The sequence below is a fragment of the Pseudomonas sp. NPDC087690 genome (assembly GCF_044743175.1).
GTDB lineage: Bacteria > Pseudomonadota > Gammaproteobacteria > Pseudomonadales > Pseudomonadaceae > Aquipseudomonas.
This window is the reverse complement of sequence record NZ_JBIUVX010000018.1, coordinates 40,035-66,246: the sequence shown is the minus strand read 5'-3', so window position 1 is coordinate 66,246 and position 26,212 is coordinate 40,035. Positions and strand designations below refer to the sequence as shown.

General features: G+C 59.9%; 20 protein-coding genes and 1 pseudogene. 19 read left to right on the top strand and 2 right to left on the bottom strand.

The window, feature by feature from the left end; translation table 11 throughout:
- Positions 1–9: 9 nt before the first annotated feature.
- Positions 10–909, bottom strand: a pseudogene (locus tag ACIPIZ_RS17870) (cache domain-containing protein); the annotation flags it as partial.
- 417 nt (positions 910–1,326) lie between these two features.
- Here ACIPIZ_RS17870 and ACIPIZ_RS17865 point away from each other — a divergent pair.
- Both ACIPIZ_RS17865 and ACIPIZ_RS17860 read left to right on the top strand, forming a co-directional pair.
- Positions 1,327–1,581 carry a hypothetical protein gene (locus ACIPIZ_RS17865; RefSeq protein WP_064388903.1) on the top strand — a complete coding sequence of 85 codons (255 nt, stop codon included), beginning with the start codon at positions 1,327–1,329 and terminating at the stop codon, positions 1,579–1,581.
- 31 nt (positions 1,582–1,612) lie between these two features.
- Positions 1,613–2,182: a lipocalin family protein gene (locus tag ACIPIZ_RS17860; RefSeq protein ID WP_064388902.1), complete on the top strand. Its 570-nt coding sequence runs from the start codon at positions 1,613–1,615 to the stop codon at positions 2,180–2,182.
- Between the two features lie 119 nt (positions 2,183–2,301).
- On the opposite strand, the gene ACIPIZ_RS17855 is transcribed toward ACIPIZ_RS17860, so the two are convergent.
- Positions 2,302–3,666 (bottom strand): formimidoylglutamate deiminase, encoded by a 1,365-nt coding sequence (locus ACIPIZ_RS17855; RefSeq protein WP_064388901.1) that lies wholly within the window; start codon positions 3,664–3,666, stop codon positions 2,302–2,304.
- A gap of 146 nt (positions 3,667–3,812) precedes the next feature.
- Here ACIPIZ_RS17855 and hutC point away from each other — a divergent pair, with 146 nt between their 5' ends.
- From hutC to ACIPIZ_RS17770, 17 genes are all read left to right on the top strand, one after another.
- Positions 3,813–4,523 (top strand): histidine utilization repressor, encoded by a 711-nt coding sequence (gene hutC, locus ACIPIZ_RS17850; protein ID WP_401166441.1) that lies wholly within the window; start codon positions 3,813–3,815, stop codon positions 4,521–4,523.
- Between the two features lie 9 nt (positions 4,524–4,532).
- Positions 4,533–5,102 carry a HutD family protein gene (locus ACIPIZ_RS17845; RefSeq protein WP_401166397.1) on the top strand — a complete coding sequence of 190 codons (570 nt, stop codon included), beginning with the start codon at positions 4,533–4,535 and terminating at the stop codon, positions 5,100–5,102.
- A gap of 449 nt (positions 5,103–5,551) precedes the next feature.
- Positions 5,552–7,234 (top strand): urocanate hydratase, encoded by a 1,683-nt coding sequence (gene hutU, locus ACIPIZ_RS17840; RefSeq protein WP_095047181.1) that lies wholly within the window; start codon positions 5,552–5,554, stop codon positions 7,232–7,234.
- Positions 7,235–7,387: 153 nt separating this feature from the next.
- Positions 7,388–8,860: a cytosine permease gene (locus tag ACIPIZ_RS17835; protein WP_064388898.1), complete on the top strand. Its 1,473-nt coding sequence runs from the start codon at positions 7,388–7,390 to the stop codon at positions 8,858–8,860.
- Positions 8,861–8,929: 69 nt separating this feature from the next.
- Positions 8,930–9,898: an ABC transporter substrate-binding protein gene (locus tag ACIPIZ_RS17830; RefSeq protein ID WP_034152988.1), complete on the top strand. Its 969-nt coding sequence runs from the start codon at positions 8,930–8,932 to the stop codon at positions 9,896–9,898.
- Between the two features lie 83 nt (positions 9,899–9,981).
- Complete coding sequence (locus tag ACIPIZ_RS17825; RefSeq protein ID WP_007949591.1) at positions 9,982–10,833, top strand: proline/glycine betaine ABC transporter permease; 852 nt, start codon at positions 9,982–9,984, stop codon at positions 10,831–10,833.
- Complete coding sequence (locus ACIPIZ_RS17820; RefSeq protein ID WP_401166394.1) at positions 10,830–11,660, top strand: glycine betaine/L-proline ABC transporter ATP-binding protein; 831 nt, start codon at positions 10,830–10,832, stop codon at positions 11,658–11,660. Before ACIPIZ_RS17825 ends, ACIPIZ_RS17820 begins: the two co-directional genes overlap by 4 nt.
- A gap of 134 nt (positions 11,661–11,794) precedes the next feature.
- Positions 11,795–13,318: a histidine ammonia-lyase gene (hutH, locus tag ACIPIZ_RS17815; RefSeq protein WP_401166391.1), complete on the top strand. Its 1,524-nt coding sequence runs from the start codon at positions 11,795–11,797 to the stop codon at positions 13,316–13,318.
- 118 nt (positions 13,319–13,436) lie between these two features.
- Positions 13,437–14,969 (top strand): histidine ammonia-lyase, encoded by a 1,533-nt coding sequence (hutH, locus tag ACIPIZ_RS17810; RefSeq protein ID WP_401166388.1) that lies wholly within the window; start codon positions 13,437–13,439, stop codon positions 14,967–14,969.
- Positions 14,970–15,444: 475 nt separating this feature from the next.
- Positions 15,445–16,650, top strand: coding sequence for an imidazolonepropionase (gene hutI / locus ACIPIZ_RS17805; RefSeq protein WP_105706049.1), 1,206 nt, complete (start codon positions 15,445–15,447; stop codon positions 16,648–16,650).
- A 10-nt stretch (positions 16,651–16,660) separates the two neighbouring features.
- Positions 16,661–17,467: an N-formylglutamate deformylase gene (gene hutG / locus ACIPIZ_RS17800; protein WP_150647762.1), complete on the top strand. Its 807-nt coding sequence runs from the start codon at positions 16,661–16,663 to the stop codon at positions 17,465–17,467.
- 259 nt (positions 17,468–17,726) lie between these two features.
- Entirely contained in the window at positions 17,727–18,698 is a 972-nt protein-coding gene (pip, locus tag ACIPIZ_RS17795; protein WP_105706045.1) for a prolyl aminopeptidase, read from the top strand.
- On the top strand, positions 18,695–19,132 hold the full coding sequence (dtd, locus tag ACIPIZ_RS17790) for a D-aminoacyl-tRNA deacylase (protein WP_064388892.1): 438 nt from the start codon (positions 18,695–18,697) through the stop codon (positions 19,130–19,132). Before pip ends, dtd begins: the two co-directional genes overlap by 4 nt.
- Before the next feature lie 461 nt (positions 19,133–19,593).
- Positions 19,594–21,378, top strand: coding sequence for a glucan biosynthesis protein G (locus tag ACIPIZ_RS17785; RefSeq protein ID WP_401166382.1), 1,785 nt, complete (start codon positions 19,594–19,596; stop codon positions 21,376–21,378).
- A complete protein-coding gene (gene mdoH, locus ACIPIZ_RS17780; RefSeq protein WP_064388891.1) occupies positions 21,371–23,941 on the top strand; it encodes a glucans biosynthesis glucosyltransferase MdoH in 2,571 nt (856 codons plus the stop codon). The genes ACIPIZ_RS17785 and mdoH overlap by 8 nt, the downstream gene beginning before the upstream one ends.
- Before the next feature lie 376 nt (positions 23,942–24,317).
- Positions 24,318–25,115, top strand: coding sequence for a transporter substrate-binding domain-containing protein (locus tag ACIPIZ_RS17775; protein ID WP_034152980.1), 798 nt, complete (start codon positions 24,318–24,320; stop codon positions 25,113–25,115).
- Positions 25,116–25,253: 138 nt separating this feature from the next.
- On the top strand, positions 25,254–26,212 hold a 959-nt coding region (locus ACIPIZ_RS17770; RefSeq protein ID WP_038360021.1), incomplete at its 3' end, for an amino acid ABC transporter permease.

Below are 26,212 nucleotides of genomic sequence, written 5' to 3'. Positions count from 1 at the left end.
GATGCGCTCAACAAAACGGTTGAACGAAGTTCCCAGTGCGCCGAACTCGTCGTTGCCGTGAATCACCAGACGTTTGGTCAGGTCGCCTTCGCCTTCGGCGATGTCGTGCATGGCGCGACCCATGGTCAGCAGCGGTTGCATCAACACGCGGATGAGCATGCCGAGCAGCGCGATGATGATCACCACGGCAATGACCATGGCGATCAGCGCCGAGGTGCGGAATTCGCTGAGCATTGCGAACGCGGTGTCCTTGTCCAGCACCAGCGCCACGTACCAGTCAGCCGAAGGCACGCCGTTGATGTGGGTGAAGGAGATCAACTGGGTCTTGCCGTCGAACTCGACTTCTTTCAGGCCGGAACTGACTTTCGGCGCGCCATTCGGGTAGGCCTCGGCGAGGGTCTTGAGTACCAGTTTGCTGTCCGGGTGAATCAGGATCTTGCCATCGGCGCTGACGATGAACGCGTGGCCATGGCCGCCGAAGTTCAGCGAGTTGATGATCGCGCTGACGCTGGTCAGGTCGATATCAGCACCGGCGACGCCGAGCATCTGGCCTTGACGCTGTACCGGGGTGGCGACGGTGATCACCAGTTTGCCCGAGGATGCGGCGATGTACGGTTCGGTGACGATGGTCTGTTGTGCGCTGTTCGCTGCTTTGTACCAGCCACGGGCGCGTGGATCGTAATCGGGTGCGCGGTTGCCGGCGGGCACCGAGAACATCACGCCGTCGGCACCGCCGAAATAGCTGAGCTGGAAATTGCCGGTGTAGGCGGGCAGGTCGATGATGCGTTTCAGGCTGGCGGGGGCGTTACCGTCGACGGCCACTTGCTGCGACAGCGATTGCAGTAATTGAATGCGGCTTTCCAGCCAGGTCTGGATGTTGCTGGTGGTCAGGCTGCCCAGCTCCTGCATCGAGGCTTCGGTACTGCTGTTCAGGGCTTCGCGCTGTCGATAGTCGTTGAAGAAAATGAAACAGGCGAACGCAACGGCCACCACGAGGGCGGCAGCCAACAAGATCTTGTGGCTGAATTTCATGTTTCTGGTCATCGAATGAACTACCGCGAAGGGGCTGGTCAAGAAGGGGCGGCAATTTGCCACACTCGGGGGCTTTGCGCTGCTCTTATTTCGGCCGCGGAGCGCCAAAGATTAGGCGTCTTTGGCGAAAGGCGACGAAATGCGCAATAGCCGTACAAAGTGTCTGATTTACCGGCAAATGCCAGACGAGCGGAGTAACAAATAGCCATCCCAGCAGGGAACCAGACAGGGGTTTTCTCTTCTAAGCTTCTGGTTGGCGCCATGCCATCCCCCTTCCGTTCCAGGAGTTACACCATGTCGCTGCGATCTCTCGCCCTTCTGACGTTTTGCGTGCTGTTGGCCGCATGCAGCAAGGTCAATCAGGAAAACTACTCGAAGCTCTCGGCCGGCATGGCCAAGGCCGAGGTCGAGACTCTGCTCGGCAAACCGACTGATTGCTCGGGCGCGCTCGGTATGTCCAGTTGCACCTGGGGCGACAAGAACAGCTTTATCAGCGTGCAGTACGCCGGTGACAAAGTGCTGATGTTTTCCGGCCAAGGCCTGAAGTAAACCGGGGCTTCGCGCCCACGGAGAAGAAAAAATGAAGCGGTTATTGCTTGTCCTTTTTGCCGGCCTGGTACTGGCCGGCTGCGCCAGTTCCGGCGTCGACCCGTTGGCGCCGAAAACCGTCAGCAGCGTCAATCTCAAGCGTTATCAGGGCACCTGGTATGAACTGGCGCGCTTGCCGATGTACTTCCAGCGCAATTGCGCGCAGTCCGAAGCCCATTACACCCTCAAGCCTGACGGTAATGTCGCGGTGCTCAATCGCTGCCTGACCCCGGATTGGCAGTGGGAAGAAGTGAAGGGCACGGCTTCTCCACAGGTGCCGGGCAAGACCGATAAACTCTGGGTCGAGTTCGATACCTGGTTCTCGCGTCTGATTCCGGGTGTGGCGAAAGGCGAATACTGGGTGTTGTACGTCAGCGATGACTACAAGACTGCCATCGTCGGCGACCCGAGTCGCAAGTACATGTGGTTGCTGTCGCGCACGCCGACCGTCAACGGTGTGGTGCGTGAAGAGCTGCTGAGCAAGGCACGTCAGCAGGGCTATGACACGACGCGATTGATCTGGCGAGCGTCGGATCGGCAGATGGCCAAGACTTCAAACTAAAGACCACCACAAAACCAATGTAGGAGTGAGCCTGCTCGCGATAGCGTTGTGTCAGAACACAAATAAGTGACTGATACACCGCTATCGCGAGCAGGCTCACTCCTACATTTGGTTATGCGTCAGCCGAGAAGGTCACGCAGGACTTGGGTGAAGGCACGAGCGCTGTCCTCTTCCCCGGCATGCCGACCATCGCGCACCACCCACTGACCATTGACCAGAACATCGCGCACTTGGCGATCGCCACCGGCAAACAACCAGCGATTCAAAATCCCGTCACCCGTGGCCGTCGCCAGATACGGATCGCTGCCATCGAGCACAATCCAGTCCGCACGCTTGCCAACCTGCAGCGCACCAATCGGCTGGCCCAGCGCCTGCGCACCACCCTCCAGCGCCGCGTCATACAGCGTGCGCCCGACCATCGGCTGATCCGCGCCATACAAGCGATTGCGCCGCTGATCACGCAGACGCTGGCCGTATTCCAGCCAACGCAATTCTTCCACGACACTGAGCGACACATGGCTGTCGGAACCGATGCCCATACGTCCGCCCTGCGCGAGGAAATCCACAGCCGGAAAAATCCCGTCGCCCAGGTTCGCTTCGGTTGTAAGGCACAGGCCGGCGATGGCGCGACTCTTGGCCATCAACGTCACTTCTTCGGGATTGGCGTGAGTGGCGTGCACCAGACACCAGCGCTGATCGACTTCGGCGTTTTCATACAGCCATTGCAGCGGACGCCGACCGCTCCAGCTCAGGCAGTCGTCGACTTCTTTCTGTTGCTCGGCGATGTGGATGTGAATCGGGCATTGCTTGTCGCTGGCTGCCAACACTTCGTTGATCTGCTGCGGCGTGACCGCGCGCAACGAGTGGAAACACAGTCCCAGCGACTGCGCCTTCTGCTGCGCCAGCATTGGTTGCAGGCGCGATTGCAGATTCAGGTAGTTTTCGGTGCTGTTGATAAAGCGGCGCTGGCCATCGTTCGGCGTCTGGCCGCCGAAGCCTGAGTGGCTGTAGAGCACCGGCAGCAGGGTCAGGCCGATGCCGCTTTCACTCGCGGCCTGACTGATGCGCAACGCCAGCTCAGCCGGATCGGCATACGGCTGGCCATTGCTGTCGTGGTGCACGTAGTGAAACTCTGCAACGGATGTGTAACCAGCCTTGAGCATTTCGATATACAGCTGACGGGCAATGACACCGAGCTGATCCGGGCTGATTTTTCCGACGAGCCGATACATCAGATCGCGCCACGTCCAGAAACTGTCGTTCGGATTGCCGGCCACTTCGGCCAGCCCTGCCATCGCACGCTGGAAGGCGTGGGAGTGCAGATTGGGCATCCCCGGCAGCAACGGGCCGCTCAGCCGTTCGGCGCCATCTGCGGTGGAATCGGCCTGGATTCGGGTCAGCAGGCCATCGGCGCTGACCTCAAGACGTACATTGTTGGCCCATCCGTTAGGCAGCAGCGCGCGTTCGGCAAAGAAGGCGGACATGGTTCAGCACCCCATCGTGTGTTATTTGTATATACATATACAGACGTTTGCCTGCCCGGTAAACTCCGGCAAGCTAGCCACTTTCATCCAAAGAACAGGGATCAACCGTGCCGACTCCGCCTCCAGTCTCCCCGTTGGCCGCGAACATGGGCGACAGTCCGGCGCCCTTGTACGCCCGCGTCAAACAGATGATCACCCAGCAGATCGACAGCGGAAACTGGCCGCCGCACTACCGCGTGCCGTCCGAGAGCGAGCTGGTCAATCAACTCGGTTTCAGCCGTATGACCATCAACCGTGCGTTGCGCGAAATGACTGCCGACGGCCTGTTGGTGCGCATGCAAGGTGTCGGCACGTTTGTCGCTGAACCGAAAAGCCAGTCCGCGCTGTTCGAAGTGCACAACATCGCCGACGAAATCGCTTCCCGTGGCCATCGCCACACCTGCCAGGTGATCACCCTCGAAGAAGAGGCCGCCGGTTCCGAGCGCGCACTGGCGCTGGACATGCGTGAAGGGCAGAAGGTCTTCCACTCGCTGATCGTGCATTACGAAAACGACATTCCGGTGCAAATCGAAGACCGTTTCGTCAACGCGCTGGTCGCGCCGGAATATCTCAAGCAGGACTTCACCCTGCAAACGCCTTACGCCTATCTCAATCAGGTCGCGCCGCTGACCGAGGGCGAGCACGTGGTTGAAGCGATTCTGGCCGAGCCCTCGGAGTGCAAGTTGCTGCAGATTGAGATGGGTGAGCCGTGCTTGCTGATTCGTCGCCGCACGTGGTCGGGGCGTCAGCCGGTGACCGCTGCACGTTTGATTCATCCGGGTTCTCGTCATCGTCTGGAAGGGCGGTTCCATAAATAGAGAGCATAAATGAGTGCACTTAAGGTTTTACGCGCTGAAGGCTACCCGCGCATGCCGTGGAAAAACGGCGGAGGCAGCACTGAAGAAATTACCCGTGATGCAGGTGCAGGGCTGGACGGTTTTGGCTGGCGCCTGTCGATTGCCGACATCGCCGAGTCCGGCGGTTTCTCGACCTTCGCCAGTTACCAGCGAGTGATTACGGTATTGCAAGGTGACGGCATGACCCTGTGCGTTGATGGCGACGATACGCGGCCGCTGTTACCGCTCGACCCGTTTGCCTTCAGCGGTGAAAGCCAGGTGTCGTGCACGCTGCTCGGCGGTGCGATTCGCGACTTCAACCTGATCTATGCACCGCAGCGTTACAGCGCGCGGTTGCAGTGGTTTGAAGGTGAGCAGCGGTTTTTCAGCTCGGCGGGAACGGTGTTGGTGTTCAGTGTCAGTGAGTTGCTGGAAGTCCGGATCGGTGACAGTGTTTCGCAGCTGGGGGGACATGATTGTCTGCAGCTGGACGGTAACAGTGGGTTGGTCGAAGTCTTCACTAATGCCGCTTGCTGCGTGATCGAGCTGACTGCGCGCTGATTCAATAATCTTAAAAGATCGCAGCCTTCGGCAGCTCCTACATTGGGATTGATGCACACCCTGTAGGAGCTGCCGAAGGCTGCGATCTTTTGCTTTTGGGGTGTTCCCAACCCACGCACCAACTTGTTACCGAACGCCCCAGCGTGGCGCAAAACCGCGCTCACCCAACCATGCCCCGACCGCACAAAATCTCTCCGCGAAAAATTTCATCAACGCCAGAACCCTCGATTCAGGCGCTCTCCAGCCCTGCCCGCAATTTTTCTTGAACGCCCCTCCCACAAGTTGGCCGCTCGATTGCATATGCTTGTATGTACAAGTAAAGACGTATGCGTATGAGTCGCTCGAGACTCTCCGCAGCGTCCACTGATTCGCTTGTCGCGCAGCGAAGCGCACAGGCTGCTTGCCCACTGCCAGGGTTGGTTTGAATTGATCGCTGAGGAGTCTTTTTCGTGACTGACAATAAGCCTACAAAGTTTCGCAACGTTGAGATCCGCGCTGCCCGCGGCAACAAGCTGACCGCCAAGAGCTGGCTGACCGAAGCGCCGCTGCGCATGCTGATGAACAACCTCGACCCGGAAGTCGCCGAGAACCCGAAAGAGCTGGTGGTTTACGGTGGTATCGGTCGCGCCGCGCGTAACTGGGAGTGCTACGACAAGATCGTCGAGAGCCTGACCAATCTGAATGACGACGAGACCCTGCTGGTGCAATCCGGCAAGCCGGTCGGCGTGTTCAAGACCCACAGCAACGCCCCGCGCGTACTGATCGCCAACTCCAACCTCGTCCCACACTGGGCGAGCTGGGAGCACTTCAACGAACTCGACGCCAAAGGCCTGGCCATGTACGGCCAGATGACCGCCGGCAGCTGGATCTACATCGGCAGCCAAGGCATCGTTCAAGGCACCTACGAAACCTTCGTTGAAGCCGGTCGCCAGCACTACAACGACAACCTCACCGGCAAGTGGGTATTGACCGCTGGCCTCGGTGGCATGGGCGGCGCGCAACCTCTGGCGGCAACCCTGGCGGGCGCTTGCTCGCTGAACATCGAATGCCAACAAGTGAGCATCGATTTCCGTCTGAAAAGCCGTTACGTCGACGAGCAAGCCAAAGACCTCGACGACGCCCTGGCGCGCATCGACAAGTACACCAAAGAAGGCAAAGCGATCTCCATCGCGCTGCTGGGTAACGCCGCAGAAATTCTCCCGGAACTGGTCAAGCGTGGCGTGCGCCCGGACATGGTCACCGACCAGACCAGCGCCCACGATCCGCTCAACGGTTACCTGCCAGCCGGCTGGACCTGGGACGAATACCGCGCCCGCGCCAAGACCGAACCGGCCGCCGTAATCAAAGCCGCCAAGCAGTCTATGGCCGTACACGTCAAAGCCATGCTGGAATTCCAGAAGCAAGGCATTCCAACCTTCGACTACGGCAACAACATCCGTCAGATGGCCCAGGAAGAGGGCGTCGAAAACGCCTTCGATTTCCCCGGTTTCGTACCGGCTTACATCCGTCCGCTGTTCTGCCGTGGCATCGGCCCGTTCCGTTGGGCTGCACTGTCGGGTGATCCGCAAGACATCTACAAAACCGACGCCAAGGTCAAAGAACTGATCCCGGACGACGCGCACCTGCACAACTGGCTGGACATGGCCCGCGAGCGCATCAGCTTCCAGGGTCTGCCGGCACGTATCTGCTGGGTCGGCCTGGGCCTGCGCGCCAAGCTCGGTCTGGCCTTCAACGAGATGGTTCGTAGCGGCGAGCTGTCGGCGCCGATCGTGATCGGTCGCGACCACCTCGACTCCGGCTCGGTCGCCAGCCCGAACCGTGAAACCGAATCGATGCAGGACGGCTCCGACGCCGTGTCCGACTGGCCTCTGCTCAACGCTCTGCTCAATACCGCGAGCGGCGCGACCTGGGTTTCCCTGCACCACGGCGGCGGCGTCGGCATGGGCTTCTCGCAGCACTCGGGCATGGTGATTGTCTGCGACGGTACCGACGAAGCGGCCGAGCGCATTGCGCGGGTGCTGCACAACGACCCGGCGACCGGTGTCATGCGTCACGCCGATGCCGGCTACCAGATCGCCATCGACTGCGCCAAGGAACAGGGCCTGAACCTGCCGATGATTACCGGAAAGTAATGCTTTCCCCTGTAGGAGTGAGCCTGCTCGCGATGAGGCCGGCACAATCAGCAAATGTGCTGACTGACACACCGCCATCGCGAGCAGGCTCACTCCTACAAAAGCAAAAGCCAAAAAAGAACAAAACCCGGAACAATCCACAGAGGTTGAATCATGGCTGTCAACACCGATCGTGCAGGCAACAAACCGTTGATCGAAAGGCGTTCGATCGACTACATCCCGGAAGCGGAAAGACACGGTCGTCTGTTTAGCCAGTTCACCCTGTGGATGGGTGCCAACCTGCAAATCACCGCGATTGTCACCGGGGCCTTGGCCGTGGTGCTCGGTGGTGATGTGTTCTGGTCGTTGATCGGTCTGTTGATCGGCCAATTGCTCGGCGGCGGGGTGATGGCGCTGCATGCCGCGCAAGGGCCGAAACTGGGCTTGCCGCAGATGATCTCCAGCCGTGTGCAGTTTGGCGTTTACGGCGCGGCAATCCCGATCGTGCTGGTGTGCCTGATGTACCTGGGCTTCACCGCGACGGGCACGGTACTTTCCGGCCAGGCGCTGGGTCAGTTGTTTAACGTCAGCGACAGCGTCGGCATCCTGATTTTTGCCAGCGTCATCGTGCTGGTCACGGTGCTCGGCTATCGGGTGATCCACTGGATCGGCCGTGTCGCCAGCGTCATTGGCGTGATCGCTTTCGTCTTCCTGTTCTGGCGGCTGATGAGCCAGACCGACGTCGGCGCACTTCTGCAAATCCGTCATTTCAGCTGGAGCAGCTTCCTGCTCGCGGTGTCGCTCGCGGCCTCCTGGCAGATCGCGTTCGGCCCTTACGTGGCTGACTATTCCCGTTACCTGCCGAGCAACACCTCGGCAGTCAAAACCTTCTTTGCCGCCGGTGCCGGTTCAGTGGTCGGCGCGCAAGTGGCGATGATCCTCGGGGTGTTCGCGGCGGCTTCGGCCAACGGCCAATTCGCCGGTCACGAAGTCGCCTACATCGTCGGTCTGGGCGGCACCGGTGCTACCGCAGCGCTGCTGTATTTCAGCATCGCATTCGGCAAGGTGACCATCTCGACGCTGAACTCCTACGGCAGCTTCATGTGCATCGCGACCATCATCAGTGGTTTCAAAGGCCATCTGACCGTTACGCGTATGCAGCGTCTGGTGTTCGTGCTGGTGATCGTCGGTGCAGCGACCTTGATCGCCTTGCTCGGTCAGCACTCGTTCCTCGGTGCGTTCAAGTCTTTCATCCTGTTCCTGCTCGCCTTCTTCACCCCGTGGAGCGCGATCAACCTGGTGGATTACTACTGCATCACCCGTGAGCGTTACGACGTGCCGGCGCTGGCCGATCCGAACGGTCGCTACGGTCGGTGGAACCTGCTCGGCATCAGCGTCTATGTGTTCGGTGTGCTGGTGCAGCTGCCGTTCATCTCCACCAAGTTCTACACCGGCCCGCTGGTGGCGGCCCTCGGTGATGTGGATATTTCCTGGATCATCGGTCTGCTGCTGCCCGCCGCTGTGTATTACGTGTGCGCCAAAAAATGGCACAGCCCAGTGCCCGATCAACTGATTCTGCCGGTCGAGCAGAACAGCGTTGTACAACCTAAAACAAGCGGGGCCGGTCGCGCTGCGGCGCAGGCCTGATTGGACGTGGACAGGGCTGGATGCCTCTTGACTGCCGTAAGCCAATTCATGATTAGGAGCGTCACAACAATGAAATCGAACAAGACCCTGCTGACCACATTGCTGTCCATGGGCCTGCTGGCCAGTGCCGGTGCGACCCAAGCTGCTGGCTGGTGCGAATCGGGCAAACCGGTGAAGTTCGCCGGGCTGAACTGGGAAAGCGGCATGCTGCTGACCGACGTGCTGCAAGTGGTGCTGGAAAAAGGTTACGACTGCAAGACCGACAGCCTGCCGGGCAACTCCATCACCATGGAAAACGCCCTGAGCAGCAACGATATTCAAGTGTTCGCCGAAGAGTGGGTAGGCCGCAGCGAGGTCTGGAACAAGGCCGAGAAGGCCGGCAAAGTCGTCGGTGTCGGCGCACCTGTGGTGGGCGCTGTCGAAGGCTGGTACGTGCCGCGTTACGTGATCGAAGGCGACGCCAAGCGCAAGCTGGAAGCCAAAGCCCCGGACTTGAAAAACATCGCTGACCTGGGCAAATACGCCGCCGTGTTCAAGGACGCCGAAGAGCCTTCCAAAGGGCGTTTCTACAACTGCCCGGCCGGCTGGACCTGCGAGCTCGATAACAGCGAAATGCTGAAAAGCTACGGCCTGGAAAGCAGCTACACCAACTTCCGTCCGGGCACCGGCCCGGCGCTGGATGCGGCGGTGCTGTCGAGCTACAAGCGTGGCGAGCCGATCCTGTTCTACTACTGGTCGCCAACCCCGCTGATGGGCCAGGTGGATCTGGTCAAACTGGAAGAAAAACCGGGCGTCGACAAGTCCGTGAGCATCAAGGTCGGCCTGTCGAAAACCTTCCACGACGAAGCCCCGGAACTGGTCGCCGTACTGGAAAAGGTCAATCTGCCGATCGACCTGCTGAACCAGAATCTGGGCCGCATGGCCAAGGAACGTATCGAGTCGCCAAAACTGGCGAAAATCTTCCTCAAGGAACATCCTGAGGTCTGGCATGCGTGGGTCAGTGCAGACGCAGCCAAGAAAATCGACGCGGCGCTGTAGGTCGATACCTCCCGGTCAACCGTGAGGCTGGCCGGGAGATATGCCGTAAACGCTTGATTGAGATTGCTGATTGAGAGCCGCTTATGTTTCCCGAAAGCTTTACCTTTTCCATCGCCGACTGGGTCAACGGTTGGGTCGATTCGCTGGTCACCAACTACGGTGATGTGTTCCGCCACATCTCCGATACGCTGCTGTGGGCCATCGTCAACCTCGAAGGCCTGCTGCGTGCGGCGCCGTGGTGGCTGATGCTGGCGATCGTCGGTGTGGTTGCCTGGCACGCCACGCGCAAAGTCGTGACCACGGCGGTCATCGTCGGTCTGCTGTTCCTCGTCGGCGCCGTTGGCTTGTGGGACAAGCTCATGCAGACGCTGGCGCTGATGATGGTCGCGACGATCATTTCGGTGCTGATCGGCATCCCGCTGGGGATTCTCTCGGCGCGCAGCAATCGCCTGCGTTCGGTGTTGATGCCGCTGCTCGACATCATGCAGACCATGCCGAGTTTCGTGTACCTGATCCCGGTGTTGATGCTGTTCGGTCTGGGCAAGGTCCCGGCGATTTTCGCCACGGTGATTTACGCTGCGCCACCGCTGATTCGCCTGACCGATCTGGGCATTCGCCAGGTTGACGGCGAAGTGATGGAAGCGATCAACGCGTTCGGCGCCAACCGCTGGCAGCAACTGTTCGGTGTGCAACTGCCGCTGGCCCTGCCGAGCATCATGGCCGGGATCAACCAGACCACCATGATGGCCCTGTCGATGGTGGTGATCGCCTCGATGATCGGCGCCCGTGGCCTCGGTGAAGATGTGCTGGTGGGGATTCAGACCCTCAACGTCGGACGTGGCCTCGAGGCTGGTCTGGCGATCGTGATTCTCGCAGTGGTCATCGACCGCATTACTCAGGCATACGGTCGGCCACGGCATGAGGTGAGCAAATGAGCAACACAACCGTGAGCAAGATCGAAGTCAAAAACGTCTTCAAGATTTTCGGCAACCGCGCCAAGGATGCATTGGCCATGGTCGGTCAGGGCAAAACCAAGGATCAGGTGCTGAGCGAGACCGGTTGCGTGGTCGGCGTTAATGATCTGTCGCTGAGCATCGGCACTGGCGAGATCTTCGTGATCATGGGCCTGTCCGGCTCCGGCAAGTCGACGCTGGTGCGCCACTTCAACCGGCTAATCGACCCCACCAGCGGCGCGATCCTCGTCGACGGTGTGGACATCCTGCAATACGACATGGACGCCCTGCGCGAATTTCGCCGGCACAAGATCAGCATGGTGTTCCAGAGCTTCGGCCTGTTGCCGCACAAGACTGTGCTCGACAACGTCGCCTACGGCCTGAAAGTCCGTGGCGAGAGCAAGCAAATGTGCTCGGAACGCGCGCTGCACTGGATCAACACCGTCGGCCTCAAAGGCTATGAAAACAAATACCCGCACCAGCTCTCCGGCGGCATGCGTCAGCGTGTCGGTTTGGCCCGTGCTTTGGCGGCGGACACCGACATCATCCTCATGGATGAGGCGTTCAGTGCCCTGGATCCGTTGATCCGCGCCGAGATGCAGGACCAGTTGCTGGAGCTGCAAAAGACCTTGCACAAGACCATCGTCTTTATCACTCACGATCTTGATGAGGCGGTGCGTATTGGTAACCGGATTGCGATTCTCAAGGATGGGCGACTGATTCAGGTGGGCACGCCGAGAGAGATCCTGCATTCGCCGGCGGATGAGTATGTTGACCGGTTCGTGCAGCGGCGGGCTGCGGTGGTTTAGAGAGATTTGTGTTGGCTGGGCTGGCCTCATCGCGAGCAGGCTCACTCCTACAGTTGGAATGCGTACCCCTGTAGGAGTGAGCCTGCTCGCGATAGCGTCGGTGATGCTGCATCAATGTTCGAATGAGGTTAATGATGTCCCAGGCTGAAAAAATCGTTATCACCGGCGCCCCTCTGCGTTGGCAGGACGTGGTCGCTGTCGCCCGTCACGGCGCGCATCTCGAGCTGTCCAGCGACACCTGGGCGCGCATCGAAAATGCGCAAGCCATCGTCCAGCGCATCGTCGCAAGCGGCGAACGTGCCTATGGCGTCAACACCGGCCTGGGCGGTTTGTCCAACGTTTCCCTAAAAGACGTACAGCTGAGCCAGCTCTCGCGCAACACCTTGCTCAGCCACGCCTGCGGCGTCGGCCCGGTACTCGCCGACGAGCAGACCCGCGCGATCATCTGCGCGGCGATCCACAATTACAGCCACGGCAAATCCGGCATTCACCGCCGTGTCGTCGAAGCGCTGCTGGCGCTGCTCAATCGCGGCATCACTCCGCAAGTGCCATCGCAAGGTTCGGTGGGTTACCTGACGCACATGGCGCACATCGGCATCACGTTGCTCGGCGTTGGCAATGTCAGCTATCGCGGGCAGATTATTTCCGCACAGCAAGCATTGGCCGAAGAAGGCCTGCAACCGGTGCAACTCGGCGCGAAGGACGGCTTGTGCCTGGTCAACGGCACGCCGTGCATGACCGGTCTCAGCTGTCTGGCGATTGCCGATGCGACGCGGCTGGTGCAGTGGGCCGACGTCATCGGTGCCATGAGTTTCGAAGCGCAGCGCGGCCAGATCGATGCGTTCGACGCCGAGATCATCGCGCTGAAACCGCACCCCGGCATGCAGCAGGTCGGCGTCAATCTGCGCGCCTTGCTCGATGGCAGTGAAGTGATTGCGTCAAGCAAAGGCATTCGCACTCAGGATGCGCTGAGCATTCGTTCGATTCCGCAGGTGCATGGCGCGGCGCGGGATCAACTGGAGCATGCGATCAAACAGGTCGAGGCCGAACTCAATGGCTGCACCGACAACCCGCTGTTGCTCGGCACGCCGGACAACTTCCGGGTGATGTCGCAAGCCAACCCGCACGGGCAATCGGTGGCGATGGCGGCCGATTTGCTGGCGATTGCCATGGCCGAAATCGGCTCGATCGCCGAGCGTCGCCTCGACCGGCTGGTGAACCCGCATGTCAGCGGTCTGCCGGCATTTCTGGTGGCCAATCCGGGGGTGAACTCGGGGATGATGATCGTCCAGTACGTCGCTGCGTCACTGTGTGCGGAGAACCGCCAATTGGCGCAACCAGCGGTGCTCGATAACTACATCACCTCGGGCCTGCAGGAAGACCATTTGAGCATGGGCACCAACGCTGCGCTGAAGCTGCACCGCGCGTTGGAAAACTGCACGCAAATCCTCGCCATCGAGTATCTGTTGGCGGCGCAGGCGTTTGAATTCCTCAAGGAACAACGCTTTGGCATGGGCACTGACCGCGCGTGGCGACTGCTGCGCGAAACGGTTCCGGCCTACGATCAGGATCGCTGGCTGGCGCCGGATATTGCCGCCGCTGCGAGCGTGTTGAAAAAGCCGAATCTGCTGCACAGCGTTCTATCGAATTTGCATTGAAAAACTACCCTGCCAGCGTGCCAAGGCGCCGGATGCCCACAAGGCTGAAAGCGACGGATAACGGAATGCTCCGGAGCGAATGGCAAGTTAATAACAAACTCTCAAAAGGAGCATTTAAATGACTGCGCTGAACCTGATTCCCGGCCAACTGAGCCTGGCCCAACTGCGTGACGTCTACCAGAACCCGGTCAAGCTGACGCTCGACAACAGCGCATCGCAGCAGATCGAAGCCAGCGTTGCCTGCGTCGAGCAGATCCTCGCCGAGAACCGCACCGCGTACGGCATCAACACCGGTTTCGGCCTGCTGGCCTCGACACGCATCGCCAGCGAAGACCTGGAAAACCTCCAGCGTTCGCTGGTGTTGTCCCACGCTGCGGGCGTTGGCGTGCCGATCAGCGATGAGCTGGTAAGGCTGATCATGGTGCTCAAGGTCAACAGCCTCAGCCGTGGTTTCTCCGGCATCCGTCGCGTGGTGATCGATGCGCTGATCGCGCTGATCAATGCCGAGGTTTATCCGCATATTCCGCTGAAAGGTTCGGTGGGCGCTTCGGGTGATCTCGCGCCGTTGGCGCATATGTCGCTGGTGCTGCTGGGTGAGGGCAAGGCGCGCTACAAGGGTGAGTGGATGGAAGCCACTGAAGCGCTGAAGGTTGCGGGTCTGACGCCGCTGACTTTAGCGGCTAAAGAAGGTCTGGCGCTGCTCAACGGGACTCAGGTTTCCACGGCGTTCGCCCTGCGTGGTTTGTTTGAAGGTGAAGACTTGTTCGCTGGCGCATTGACGCTGGGTGGTCTGACGGTTGAAGCGGTGCTGGGTTCGCGCTCGCCGTTCGACGCACGCATTCACGCGGCGCGTGGCCAGAAAGGTCAGATCGATGCGGCTGCGGCTTATCGTGATCTGCTCGGTGAGCGCAGCGAAGTGTCCGACTCGCATCAGAATTGCGAGAAGGTTCAGGATCCGTACTCGCTGCGTTGCCAGCCGCAAGTCATGGGCGCCTGCCTGACCCAGTTCCGTCAGGCCGCTGAAGTGCTCGCGGTTGAAGCCAACGCCGTTTCTGATAACCCGCTGGTATTTGCCGCTGAAGGCGACGTGATTTCCGGCGGCAACTTCCACGCCGAACCGGTGGCCATGGCCGCTGACAATATGGCATTGGCCATCGCCGAAATTGGCTCGCTGAGCGAACGTCGTATCTCGCTGATGATGGACAAGCACATGTCGCAACTGCCGCCGTTCCTCGTCGCCAATGGCGGGGTGAACTCCGGCTTCATGATTGCTCAAGTAACCGCTGCGGCACTGGCCAGCGAAAACAAGGCGTTGTCGCATCCGCATTCGGTGGACAGTTTGCCGACTTCGGCTAACCAGGAAGACCACGTTTCGATGGCGCCTGCTGCGGGCAAGCGATTGTGGGAAATGGCTGAAAACACTCGCGGGATTCTCGCGGTGGAGTGGCTGGCAGCGGTGCAGGGGCTGGATCTGCGTAACGGTCTGAAAACTTCGGCGAAGCTGGAACAGGCGCGGGCGATTTTGCGCAAGGAAGTGCCGTTCTATGAGAAGGACCGCTTCTTTGCGCCGGACATCAATGCGGCGACTGAGTTGCTGGCTTCGCGGTGTTTGACTCAGCTTGTTTCGGCGAAATTGCTGCCTAGTTTGTAAGTGTGTTTTCAGGCGAAGTTCTGTTGTTAGTGAAATCGATCCCCCTCACCCCAGCCCTCTCCCCCAGGGGGGAGAGGGGGAAGGGAGCCGATCTTCATGGTTTTCAAAGCCTGAGTTCGGCTCAAGATTTTCAGGTCGATGTACCTCGACAGAACAACCCGGTCAGTTCTTCTTCTCCTGGGAGTGAGAGGGGGAAGGGAGCCGATCTTCATGGTTTTCAAAGCCTGAGTTCGGCTCGAGATTTTCAGGTCGCTGTACCTCGACAGAACAACCCGGTCAGTTTTTTTTCTTCCGTGTGAGAGAGATTGAAAGGGAGCCGGTCTCGGTGAGCTTCAAGGCCTGAGTTCGGCACAGAAATTCCAGGTCGGCGTACCTCGACAGAACAACCCGGTCAGTCCCCTCTCCCTCCGGGAGAGGGCTAGGGTGAGGGGCTTTTGAAGGTCACCCACCAAACCAACCCCAACGGAGGCCAACAGTGAAAACCCTCTGGCAACACTGCCACGTCGCAACCATGGCGCAAGGCGTCTACTCGATCATCGAGGATGCGGCCATCGTGACGTCCGGTGCGCTCATCGAGTGGATCGGCCCGCGCAATCAATTGCCCTCCGGTGAATACCCGGCGGTCAACGACCTGCAAGGCGCATGGGTCACCCCCGGCCTGATCGACTGCCACACCCACACGGTGTTCGGCGGCAACCGCAGCGGCGAATTTGAAAAGCGTCTGCAAGGTGTCAGCTATGCGGAAATCGCGGCATCCGGCGGTGGCATCGCCAGCACCGTGCGCGCGACACGCGAAGCGACCGAAGACGAACTGTTCGCCAGCGCCGCCAAACGCCTGAAGAGCCTGATGCGCGACGGTGTGACCACGGTCGAGATGAAGTCCGGCTACGGCCTCGATCTGGTCAACGAGCGCAAAATCCTTCGGGTCATCCGTCGTCTGCAGAAAGAGCTGCCGATCAGCGTGCGCAGCACCTGTCTGGCCGCCCACGCGCTGCCGCCTGAGTACAAGGATCGCGCCGACGATTACATCGATCTGGTCTGCAACGAAATGCTCCCCGCGCTCGCCGCCGAAGGTTTGGTCGACGCCGTGGACGCGTTCTGTGAATACCTGGCGTTCTCGCCGGAGCAAGTCGAACGCGTGTTCATCGCCGCGCAAAAACTCGGCCTGCCAGTGAAACTGCATGCCGAACAATTGTCCTCGCTGCACGGCTCCAGCCTCGCCGCGCGCTACAAGGCGTTGTCTGCCGATCACTTGGAGTTCATGGACGAAGCCGATGCCATCGCCATGGCCGAAGCCGATACCGTCGCGGTGCTGCTGCCGGGCGCGTTCTACTTCCTGCGCGAAACCCAGTTGCCGCCAATGGACGCTCTGCGCAAGCACAAGGTGAAGATCGCCATCGCCAGCGACCTCAACCCCGGCACCTCGCCGGCGCTGTCATTGCGGCTGATGTTGAACATGGCCTGCACCTGCTTCCGCATGACCCCGGAAGAAGCCCTGGCCGGGGCGACGATTCACGCTGCGCAAGCGCTGGGAATGGCCGATACCCACGGCTCGCTGGAAGTCGGCAAGGTCGCGGATTTCGTTGCCTGGCACATCGATCGCCCGGCGGATCTGGCCTATTGGCTGGGTGGCGATCTGGACAAACGCGTCGTGCGTCACGGCGTCGAATCAAGTCTGTAGGAGAGCGGTTGTGGATAAGGTTTTGAACTTCAAACAAGGTCGTGTGCCGTTGCTGATCAGCATGCCGCATGCCGGTGTGCGGCTGACCCCGGTGGTCGAGGCGGGACTGATCGCGGACGCGAAAAGCCTGCCGGACACCGACTGGCACATTCCGCAGCTCTACGACTTCGCTGAAGAACTTGGCGCCAGTACCCTGGCCGCTGAGTATTCGCGTTTTGTTATCGACCTGAATCGTCCGTCCGACGATAAGCCGTTGTACGCCGGCGCCACCACCGGGCTCTATCCGGCGACCCTGTTCGATGGCATTCCGTTGTTCAGGGAGGGGCTGGAGCCGTCGAAAGAAGAGCGCGCGACTTACCTTGAACAGATCTGGACGCCGTATCACCGCACCCTTCAGGAAGAGCTGGCGCGGCTGAAGGCCGAGTTCGGTTATGCACTGCTGTTCGATGCGCACTCGATCCGCTCGATCATCCCGCACCTGTTCGACGGCAAACTGCCGGACTTCAACCTCGGTACCTTCAACGGCGCCAGTTGTGATCCGCAGTTGGCGACACAGCTGGAAGCGATCTGCGCACGCCACGGCAATTACACACACGTGCTCAACGGCCGCTTCAAGGGCGGCCATATCACCCGTCATTACGGCAACCCGGCCGAGAACATTCACGCCGTGCAGCTGGAGTTGTGCCAGAGCACCTACATGGAAGAGTTCGAACCGTTCCGCTACCGCGCGGATCTGGCCGAGCCAACGCGGGTGGTGCTCAAAGAGTTGCTGCAGGGCTATCTGGCCTGGGGCCAAAAACACTACGCACAAAAATAACGCCTAGCGCCCAACCCTTGTAGGAGTGAGCCTGCTCGCGATAGCGGTGTGTCAGTCGCTGAAATATTGTCTGAATCAACGCCATCGCGAGCAGGCTCACTCCTACAGGGTTTTTGTGCGCAGCACCCTCTGCCTACAAGGCTGAAAAATTGTGAGTGACCTGGAGCATGCTCATTGACGTAAATCGGGTTTATGATGCCCAACGGCAGAATAATAGAAGTCCCCCCAGGGATGACCTCGACCCCTTACGGAGCGCGCAATGCAGACTTTGTTTCCGCAGATCAAACCTCACGCCCGGCACGATCTGGCTGTCGATGACACCCATACGCTGTACGTCGACGAAAGCGGTTCACCGGAGGGTTTGCCGGTTGTGTTCATTCACGGCGGCCCCGGCGCCGGTTGCGACGCGCAGAGCCGTCGCTATTTCGATCCGAACCTCTATCGCATTGTCACCTTCGACCAGCGCGGCTGCGGACGCTCCACGCCGCACGCCAGCCTGGAAAACAACACCACTTGGGATCTGGTCGCCGACCTTGAGCGCATCCGCAAACACCTGGGCATCGACAAATGGGTGTTGTTTGGCGGCTCATGGGGCTCGACCCTGGCGCTGGCTTACGCGCAAACCCACCCTGAGCGTGTGCACGGTCTGATCCTGCGCGGGATTTTTCTCTGCCGCCCGCAGGAAATCGAGTGGTTCTATCAGGCCGGTGCCAGCCGACTGTTCCCCGATTACTGGCAGGACTACATCGCGCCGATTCCGCTGGACGAGCGCGACGACCTGCTCAGCGCTTTCCACAAGCGTCTGACCGGCAACGACCAGATCGCCCAGATGCACGCGGCCAAAGCCTGGTCGACCTGGGAAGGGCGCACCGCGACCCTGCGGCCGAACCCGCTGGTGGTCGATCGCTTCTCCGAGCCGCAGCGCGCACTGTCGATCGCGCGGATCGAATGTCATTACTTCACCAACAATGCCTTTCTTGAGCCGAACCAGTTGATTCGTGACATGGGCAAGATCGCTCATTTGCCGGGCGTGATCATTCACGGTCGCTACGACGTGATCTGCCCGCTCGACAACGCCTGGGAACTGCATCAAGCCTGGCCGAACAGCGAACTGCAGGTGATCCGCGACGCCGGCCACGCCGCGTCTGAACCGGGCATTACCGATGCACTGGTGCGTGCTGCGGGCAACATGGCCCAGCGCCTGCTCGATCTGCCGCCCGAAGAAGCATGAAGGGGCTTATACAGCGCGTTCGCGGTGCGCGTGTCGAAGTCGCGGGCGAGGTAGTCGGGGCGGTCGATCAAGGTTTGTTGGTGCTGGTGGCGGTAGAACCCGACGACACGCGTGTCAGCGCCGACAAACTTCTGCATAAGCTGCTTAACTATCGTGTATTCAGTGACGCGGAGGGCAAGATGAACTTGTCCCTCGCCGATGTCGGCGGTGGGTTGCTGCTGGTCTCTCAGTTCACCCTCGCGGCCGACACCAAAAGCGGGTTGCGCCCGAGCTTTTCGACGGCCGCGCCTCCGGCCTTGGGCGAGGAATTGTTCGACTATCTATTAAGCAGTGCGAAACAGGTGCATGGCACTGTGGCATCAGGTAGATTCGGCGCCGATATGCAGGTGCATTTGGTCAACGATGGCCCGGTTACCTTTTTGTTACAGACCTGAAAGCGCTTGAAACACCTTTTTAGGAAATTTCGACTGTTTTTAAGGTGTTTTCGCGATAAATACTTTGTTACCCCTGATGCGTTGTCATGCGGGCTACTAGATAATCGCGCGCACTGGGATCAGCGTTCGCTGATTCATTTTTGACTTAGGTAGAGACTTGTCTGGATCCGATTGGGGAATCATTTTGCCCCAGCGGAGTCGGAACAATGCTCGCCAACCTGGTATGAGCGGTCTGTACGGCCATTTTTGCCAGCATTATTTCGAGGGCCAGGGAGTCAGAGACAAGGCGCTGCGACGACTCATAGCTTGCTATGGGGAGGAGCAGCAACGCAGTATCTGGCTCTCTGGAACCGAAATAAGCTGACAAAAATGGCCACACAGACGGCTTGCTGGCCGTTGGTTTTTTGATCTGTTTTCGGCGAGGGTTGCTCGTGATTGTTAGTCCCTGTAATGCAGCAAAAATGTCTGCCAAACGCATGCGAAGTGCCCTGGTAGCGGGTTCGGCGCTCCTGTGCCTGCTCAGCGCCGGCCAGCTTTGGGCGTTCAATCTTGACGATGTATCGGCGAAGGCTAAAGAACTGGCCGGGCAGAAGTTCGAAGCCCCGCGCAGCAACCTGCCGAACGAATTCCGCGACATGAAGTTCGCGGACTATCAGAAAATCCGCTTCCTCACCGAAAAGGCTGAGTGGGCTGATCAGAAGACCCCGTTCAAACTGTCTTTCTATCACCAGGGTATGCACTTCGATACACCGGTGAAAATCAACGAAATCACGGCGAACACCGTCGAAGAGATCAAATATGATCCGACCCGCTTCGATTTCGGCGACCTGAAATTCGATCCGAAGGCCACCGAACAACTGGGTTACGCCGGTTTCCGTGTGCTGTACCCGATCAACAAGGCCGACAAGCAAGACGAAATCATGACCATGCTCGGCGCGAGTTACTTCCGCGTTGTCGGCAAGGGCCACACCTACGGCCTCTCGGCGCGTGGTCTGGCGATTGATACCGCGCTGCCGTCGGGCGAAGAATTTCCGCGTTTCCGCGAATTCTGGATTCAACAGCCGAAGCCGGGCGACAAGCACCTGGTGATCTTCGCCCTGCTGGATTCGCCGCGTGCCACCGGTGCCTACCGTCTGATCCTGCGTCCGGGCAGCGACACCATTGTCGACGTCAAAGCGCAGATGTTCCTGCGTGACAAGGTCGGCAAACTGGGCATCGCGCCGCTGACCAGCATGTTCCTGTTCGGCGCCAACCAGCCGTCGAAAGTCCTCAACTACCGTCGTGAACTGCACGACTCAAGCGGTCTGTCGATCCATGCCGGCAACGGCGAGTGGATCTGGCGCCCTCTGAACAACCCGAAACACCTGGCCGTGAGCAACTTCAGCATCGAGAACCCGCGTGGTTTCGGTCTGCTGCAACGTGGCCGTGACTTCAGCCACTACGAAGACCTCGACGACCGTTACGACAAGCGTCCAAGCGCGTGGATCGAGCCGAAGGGCGAGTGGGGCAAGGGCACCGTTGATCTGGTAGAAATTCCGACCGCCGACGAAACCAACGACAACATCGTTGCGTTCTGGAGCCCGGAAAAAATGCCGGAGCCGGGTCAGCCGCTGGACTTCGCTTACCGCATGCACTGGACCATGGACGAAGCGGCGCTTCACGCGCCGGACAGCGCCTGGGTTTCGCAGACTCTGCGTTCGACCGGTGACGTCAAGCAATCGAACCTGATCCGTCAGCCGGATGGCAGTGTTGCCTACCTGGTCGATTTCGAAGGTCCATCGCTGGCTGCTCTGGCGCCGGATGCCGACGTGCGCAGTCAGGTCAGTGTCGGCGACAACGCCGAGCTGGTTGAGAACAGCGTGCGCTACAACCCGGAAACCAAGGGCTGGCGCTTGACCCTACGGATGAAAATCAAGGACGCGAGCAAGTCGACCGAGATGCGTGCCGCGCTGGTACAGCCAATCGTTACGGCCGATCTGGCCAAGTCTGCGGTGCCGGCGTCCAATTCGTCCGTCGCCAAGGCCGACAAGGTTGCCGCCAAGCAACAAGAGAAAGCCGACAAGGAAGCCAAGGCAGCCGAGGCCAAACAGGCCGACGCCAAGCCAGCTGCAGATGCCAAGGACAAGGCCAACAAAGACGCCAAGCAGCCAGTTGCTGCCGACGCGGCCCCAGCCACACCGGAATCGGCACCGACTGAAGAAGTCCTGACCGAGACCTGGAGCTATCAGTTGCCTGCCGATGAGTAACTCTCAAGTACAGCCAGAGACTCTGTCCGAGTATCTGGCGCATCTGCCGATGACCGACGAGCAGCGCGCGGAACTCGCGGGCTGCCAGTCGTTCAGCGAGCTGCATGAACGCCTGTCGTCCTCGACATTCGACGCTCCTGCCGAAGCCGCCCAGGCTTCGGTGGGCAAGCGCCTGACTCTGAGCACTGCCGAAGAACTGGAAGACGCGGAGATGCTGGTGCTCGACGCCAGCGGTCGCGTCAGCATGAAGGCGACGCCGCCGATCCGCCGGACCAAAGTCGTGCCGGAGCCATGGCGCACCAATATTCTGGTGCGTGGCTGGCGCCGTATGACCGGTCGCACCAACCCGCCGCAGCCGCCGAAGGACGAAAATGTCCTGCCGGCTGCGCGCTGGCGCACCGTCGGTTCGATTCGCCGCTACATTCTGTTGCTGCTGATGCTCGGCCAGACCATCGTCGCCGGCTGGTACATGAAAGGCATCATGCCGTATCAGGGCTGGTCCTTCGTTGATCTGGATGAAGTTCTGCACCAGCCGCTGCTGCAAACCGCCACGCAAGTGCTGCCGTATGCGCTGCAAACCAGCATCCTGATTCTGTTCGGGATTCTGTTCTGCTGGGTGTCGGCCGGTTTCTGGACGGCATTGATGGGCTTCCTCGAGTTGCTCACCGGTCACGATAAATACCGTATTTCCGGCAAAAGCGCCGGCAACGAGCCGATTGCCAAAGATGCGCGTACCGCGCTGGTGATGCCGATCTGCAACGAAGACGTACCGCGTGTTTTCGCCGGTCTGCGCGCTACGTTCGAATCGGTCGCTGCCACCGGTGATCTGGATCGCTTCGACTTCTTCGTCCTCAGCGACAGTAACGACACCGACATTTGTGTCGCCGAGCAGCAGGCCTGGCTGGACGTCTGCCGCGAAGCCAAGGGCTTTGGCAAGATCTTCTATCGCCGTCGTCGCCGTCGCGTAAAACGTAAAAGCGGCAACCTCGACGACTTCTGCCGTCGCTGGGGCGGTGACTACAAGTACATGGTCGTCCTCGACGCTGACTCGGTAATGAGCGGTGAGTGCCTGACCAGTCTGGTGCGCTTGATGGAAGCCACGCCGGACGCCGGGATCATCCAGACCGCGCCGCGTGCGTCGGGCATGGACACCCTGTATGCGCGCATGCAGCAGTTCGCCACCCGCGTGTACGGCCCGCTGTTCACCGCCGGTCTGCACTTCTGGCAGCTGGGTGAATCCCACTACTGGGGTCACAACGCGATCATCCGCATGAAGCCGTTTATCGACCACTGCGCCTTGGCGCCGTTGCCGGGTAAAGGTGCGTTTTCCGGTGCGATTCTGTCCCACGACTTCGTTGAAGCCGCGTTGATGCGCCGTGCCGGTTGGGGCGTGTGGATTGCCTACGACTTGCCGGGCAGCTACGAAGAACTGCCGCCGAACCTGCTCGACGAACTCAAGCGTGACCGTCGCTGGTGCCACGGCAACCTGATGAACTTCCGTCTGTTCCTGGTCAAAGGCATGCACCCGGTGCACCGTGCGGTGTTCCTCACCGGCGTGATGTCGTACCTGTCGGCGCCGTTGTGGTTCTTCTTCCTGGTGTTGTCGACCGCGCTGCTGGCGGTGAACACATTGATGGAGCCGCAGTACTTCCTCGAACCGCGTCAGCTCTATCCGTTGTGGCCACAATGGCACCCGGACAAGGCGATCGCGCTGTTCTCAACGACCATCGTGCTGCTGTTCCTGCCGAAACTGTTGAGCATCATCCTGATCTGGGCCAAAGGCGCGAAAGAGTTCGGCGGCAAGTTCAAGGTGACCCTGTCGATGCTGCTGGAGATGCTGTTCTCCATGCTGCTGGCGCCGGTGCGGATGATTTTCCACACCCGTTTCGTCCTGGCCGCGTTCCTCGGCTGGGCCGCGACCTGGAACTCGCCGCAACGTGACGACGACTCGACGCCATGGAGCGAAGCGGTCAAACGTCACGGTCCGCAGACCCTGTTGGGCTTCTGCTGGGCGCTGCTGGTGATCTGGCTGAACCCGAGCTTCCTCTGGTGGCTGGTGCCGATCGTCGGTTCGCTGATGTTGTCGATTCCGGTGTCGGTGATTTCCAGCCGTGTCGGGCTGGGCCTGAAATCCCGTGACGAGAGCCTGTTCCTCATCCCTGAGGAATACAATCCGCCACAGGCGCTGCTGGCGACCGATCAGTACACCCACGAAAATCGTTACCACGCCCTCAACGACGGCTTTGTCCGCGCAGTGGTCGATCCACAGCAGAACGCTTTGGCGTGCTCACTGGCGACCTCGCGTCACGGTCAGGCCGAGCCGATCGAGTGGCTGCGTCAGGAACGTGTGCGCCACGCGATCAAGGTTGGCCCCGCCGGGCTGAACAACCATGATCGTCTGCAATTGCTGAGCGACCCTGTGGCCTTGGCCCGTCTGCATGAGCAGGTTTGGGCTGAAGGTCTCGCTGAGTGGCTGGATGCTTGGCGGGCTTCGGTGAAAGCCGATCCGCATGCGCCGTTGCTGCCTTTGCGACCGGTGAGTATGCAGGCTCAGCCGGCCTGATGAAGAAACCCCGCGATATTGCGGGGTTTTTTTTGCCTGCTGAAAAAACCCCTCACCCTAGCCCTCTCCCAGAGGGAGAGGGGACCGATTGGGGGATGCTGCAGAGGTACGCCGACCTGATCTTGCTGTGCTGAATCCATAATCGACTCGATCTTTCAGGTCGGCGTATAGCTTGAGACACCTCGGTCGGCCCCCTCTCCCTAGGGGAGAGGGCTGGGGTGAGGGTCAGCTCTTGATTGTTAAACAAATCGTCCATTAAACCTTGTGCAAAAAAACGAGTGCGTTAGCATCCGTCCCCGAATTGGCGCACCCGGGCTTTTTTGCCTGTCTCTGTTGGTTTTCGCGCCGCACACGCAATGGTTTTGGGGACTTGAAGATGAAGAAGTATCTGTCGATGCTGCTGGTCGGCGTCACGGCACTGGTTGCAGTCAATGCGGCGCAGGCTGGCGCAATCGATGACGCGGTCAAGCGCGGCACGTTGAAAGTCGGTATGGATCCGACCTACATGCCGTTCGAAATGACCAACAAACGCGGCGAAATCATCGGCTTCGAAGTCGACATCCTCAAAGCCATGTCCAAGGCCATGGGCGTCAAGCTGGAACTGGTTTCCACCGGTTACGACGGCATCATCCCGGCGCTGATGACCGACAAGTTCGACATGATCGGCAGCGGCATGACCCTGACTCAGGAACGCAATCTGCGCCTGAACTTCAGTGAACCGTTCATCGTGGTCGGCCAGACCCTGCTGATCCGCAAGGAGCTTGAAGGCACCATCAAGTCGTACAAAGACCTGAACACCGCCGACTACCGCATCACCTCCAAGCTCGGCACCACCGGTGAGATGGTCGCCAAGAAGCTGATCTCCAAAGCCAAATACCACGGCTACGACAACGAGCAGGAAGCCGTGCTCGACGTGGTCAACGGCAAGGCTGATGCCTTCATCTACGACGCCCCGTACAACGTTGTCGCGGTGACCAAGGTCGGCGCCGGCAAGCTGGTGTTCCTCGACAAGCCGTTCACCTACGAGCCACTGGCTTTCGGTCTGAAGAAGGGTGACTACGACAGCCTCAACTTCATCAACAACTTCCTGCACCAGATCCACGAAGACGGCACCTACGATCGCATCCATGACAAGTGGTTCAAGAGCACCGAGTGGCTCAAGGACATGGAATAACGCGCATCCGCTGATCGTTCCCACGCTCCGCGTGGGAACGCATCCTGTGACGCTCCGCGTCACGAACAGGCAGGGACGCAGAGCGTCCCGAGCGGCATTCCCACGCAGAGCGTGGGAACGATCATCCGAGAACCTGCAATGAAACAGAAAAAAGCCCAATGGCCCTGGCACGTCCTCACCGTGCTGGTGCTGGTCGGCCTGGCCGGCGCGTTGTATTACGCGACGTCGCTGATGTCCTACGAATGGCGCTGGAACCGCGTGCCGCAGTACTTCGCCTATCAGGCTGAAGAAACCCAGCGAGCCGCTGACATTTCCACCGTCACCGAACTCGTGCGCAAGGGCAGCAGCGCGCAAGTCACTCTGCGCAACGACGCCGGTGACGAGCAGCACTTGACCGTCGACGAGAACAGCCTGCAATTCGCTCAGGGCGACGATGTGGCCGAAGGTGACGTCGTGGGCGTGACTCGCCATTGGGCGGCAGGACCGCTGTTGTGGGGCCTTTGGACAACGCTTTGGCTGTCAGTGGTCTCTGGTGTACTCGGTCTGCTGATCGGTCTGGTCACCGGCCTGTGCCGTCTGTCGAACAACCCGACCCTGCGCGACCTCTCGACCATTTACGTCGAACTGGTGCGCGGCACGCCGCTGCTGGTACAGATCTTCATTTTCTACTTCTTCATCGGCACGGTGATGAATCTGTCCCGCGAGTTCGCCGGGATCGCCGCGCTGTCGCTGTTCACCGGCGCCTACGTGGCTGAGATCATCCGTTCCGGCGTGCAGTCGATTGCCCGTGGCCAGAACGAAGCGGCGCGTTCGCTCGGTCTGAGTGCCGGTCAATCGATGCGCCATGTGGTACTGCCGCAAGCGCTGAAACGTGTGCTGCCGCCGTTGGCCGGGCAGTTCATCAGTCTGGTCAAGGACACCTCGCTGGTGTCGGTAATCGCCATCACCGAGCTGTTGAAAAGCGGCCGTGAAGTGATCACCACTTCGTTTTCGCCGTTCGAAATCCTGTTCTGCGTTGCCGGTCTGTACCTGTTGATCAACCTGCCGCTGTCGAAAATCGCCAGCCGGCTTGAGCGGAGGCTCGCGCAAAGTGATTG

Bases quoted from the DNA above. Each gene is read 5' to 3' on its own strand.
- ACIPIZ_RS17785 (WP_401166382.1), top strand. From the start codon at position 19,594: ATGTCTGCCAAACGCATGCGAAGTGCCCTGGTAGCGGGTTCGGCGCTC.
- ACIPIZ_RS17775 (WP_034152980.1), top strand. From the start codon at position 24,318: ATGAAGAAGTATCTGTCGATGCTGCTGGTCGGCGTCACGGCACTGGTT.
- hutH (WP_401166388.1), top strand. From the start codon at position 13,437: ATGACTGCGCTGAACCTGATTCCCGGCCAACTGAGCCTGGCCCAACTG.
- mdoH (WP_064388891.1), top strand. From the start codon at position 21,371: ATGAGTAACTCTCAAGTACAGCCAGAGACTCTGTCCGAGTATCTGGCG.
- ACIPIZ_RS17825 (WP_007949591.1), top strand. From the start codon at position 9,982: ATGTTTCCCGAAAGCTTTACCTTTTCCATCGCCGACTGGGTCAACGGT.
- ACIPIZ_RS17855 (WP_064388901.1), bottom strand. From the start codon at position 3,666: ATGTCCGCCTTCTTTGCCGAACGCGCGCTGCTGCCTAACGGATGGGCC.
- ACIPIZ_RS17820 (WP_401166394.1), top strand. From the start codon at position 10,830: ATGAGCAACACAACCGTGAGCAAGATCGAAGTCAAAAACGTCTTCAAG.
- ACIPIZ_RS17860 (WP_064388902.1), top strand. From the start codon at position 1,613: ATGAAGCGGTTATTGCTTGTCCTTTTTGCCGGCCTGGTACTGGCCGGC.
- dtd (WP_064388892.1), top strand. From the start codon at position 18,695: ATGAAGGGGCTTATACAGCGCGTTCGCGGTGCGCGTGTCGAAGTCGCG.
- ACIPIZ_RS17865 (WP_064388903.1), top strand. From the start codon at position 1,327: ATGTCGCTGCGATCTCTCGCCCTTCTGACGTTTTGCGTGCTGTTGGCC.
- pip (WP_105706045.1), top strand. From the start codon at position 17,727: ATGCAGACTTTGTTTCCGCAGATCAAACCTCACGCCCGGCACGATCTG.
- hutH (WP_401166391.1), top strand. From the start codon at position 11,795: ATGTCCCAGGCTGAAAAAATCGTTATCACCGGCGCCCCTCTGCGTTGG.
- ACIPIZ_RS17830 (WP_034152988.1), top strand. From the start codon at position 8,930: ATGAAATCGAACAAGACCCTGCTGACCACATTGCTGTCCATGGGCCTG.
- ACIPIZ_RS17845 (WP_401166397.1), top strand. From the start codon at position 4,533: ATGAGTGCACTTAAGGTTTTACGCGCTGAAGGCTACCCGCGCATGCCG.
- hutC (WP_401166441.1), top strand. From the start codon at position 3,813: ATGGGCGACAGTCCGGCGCCCTTGTACGCCCGCGTCAAACAGATGATC.
- ACIPIZ_RS17835 (WP_064388898.1), top strand. From the start codon at position 7,388: ATGGCTGTCAACACCGATCGTGCAGGCAACAAACCGTTGATCGAAAGG.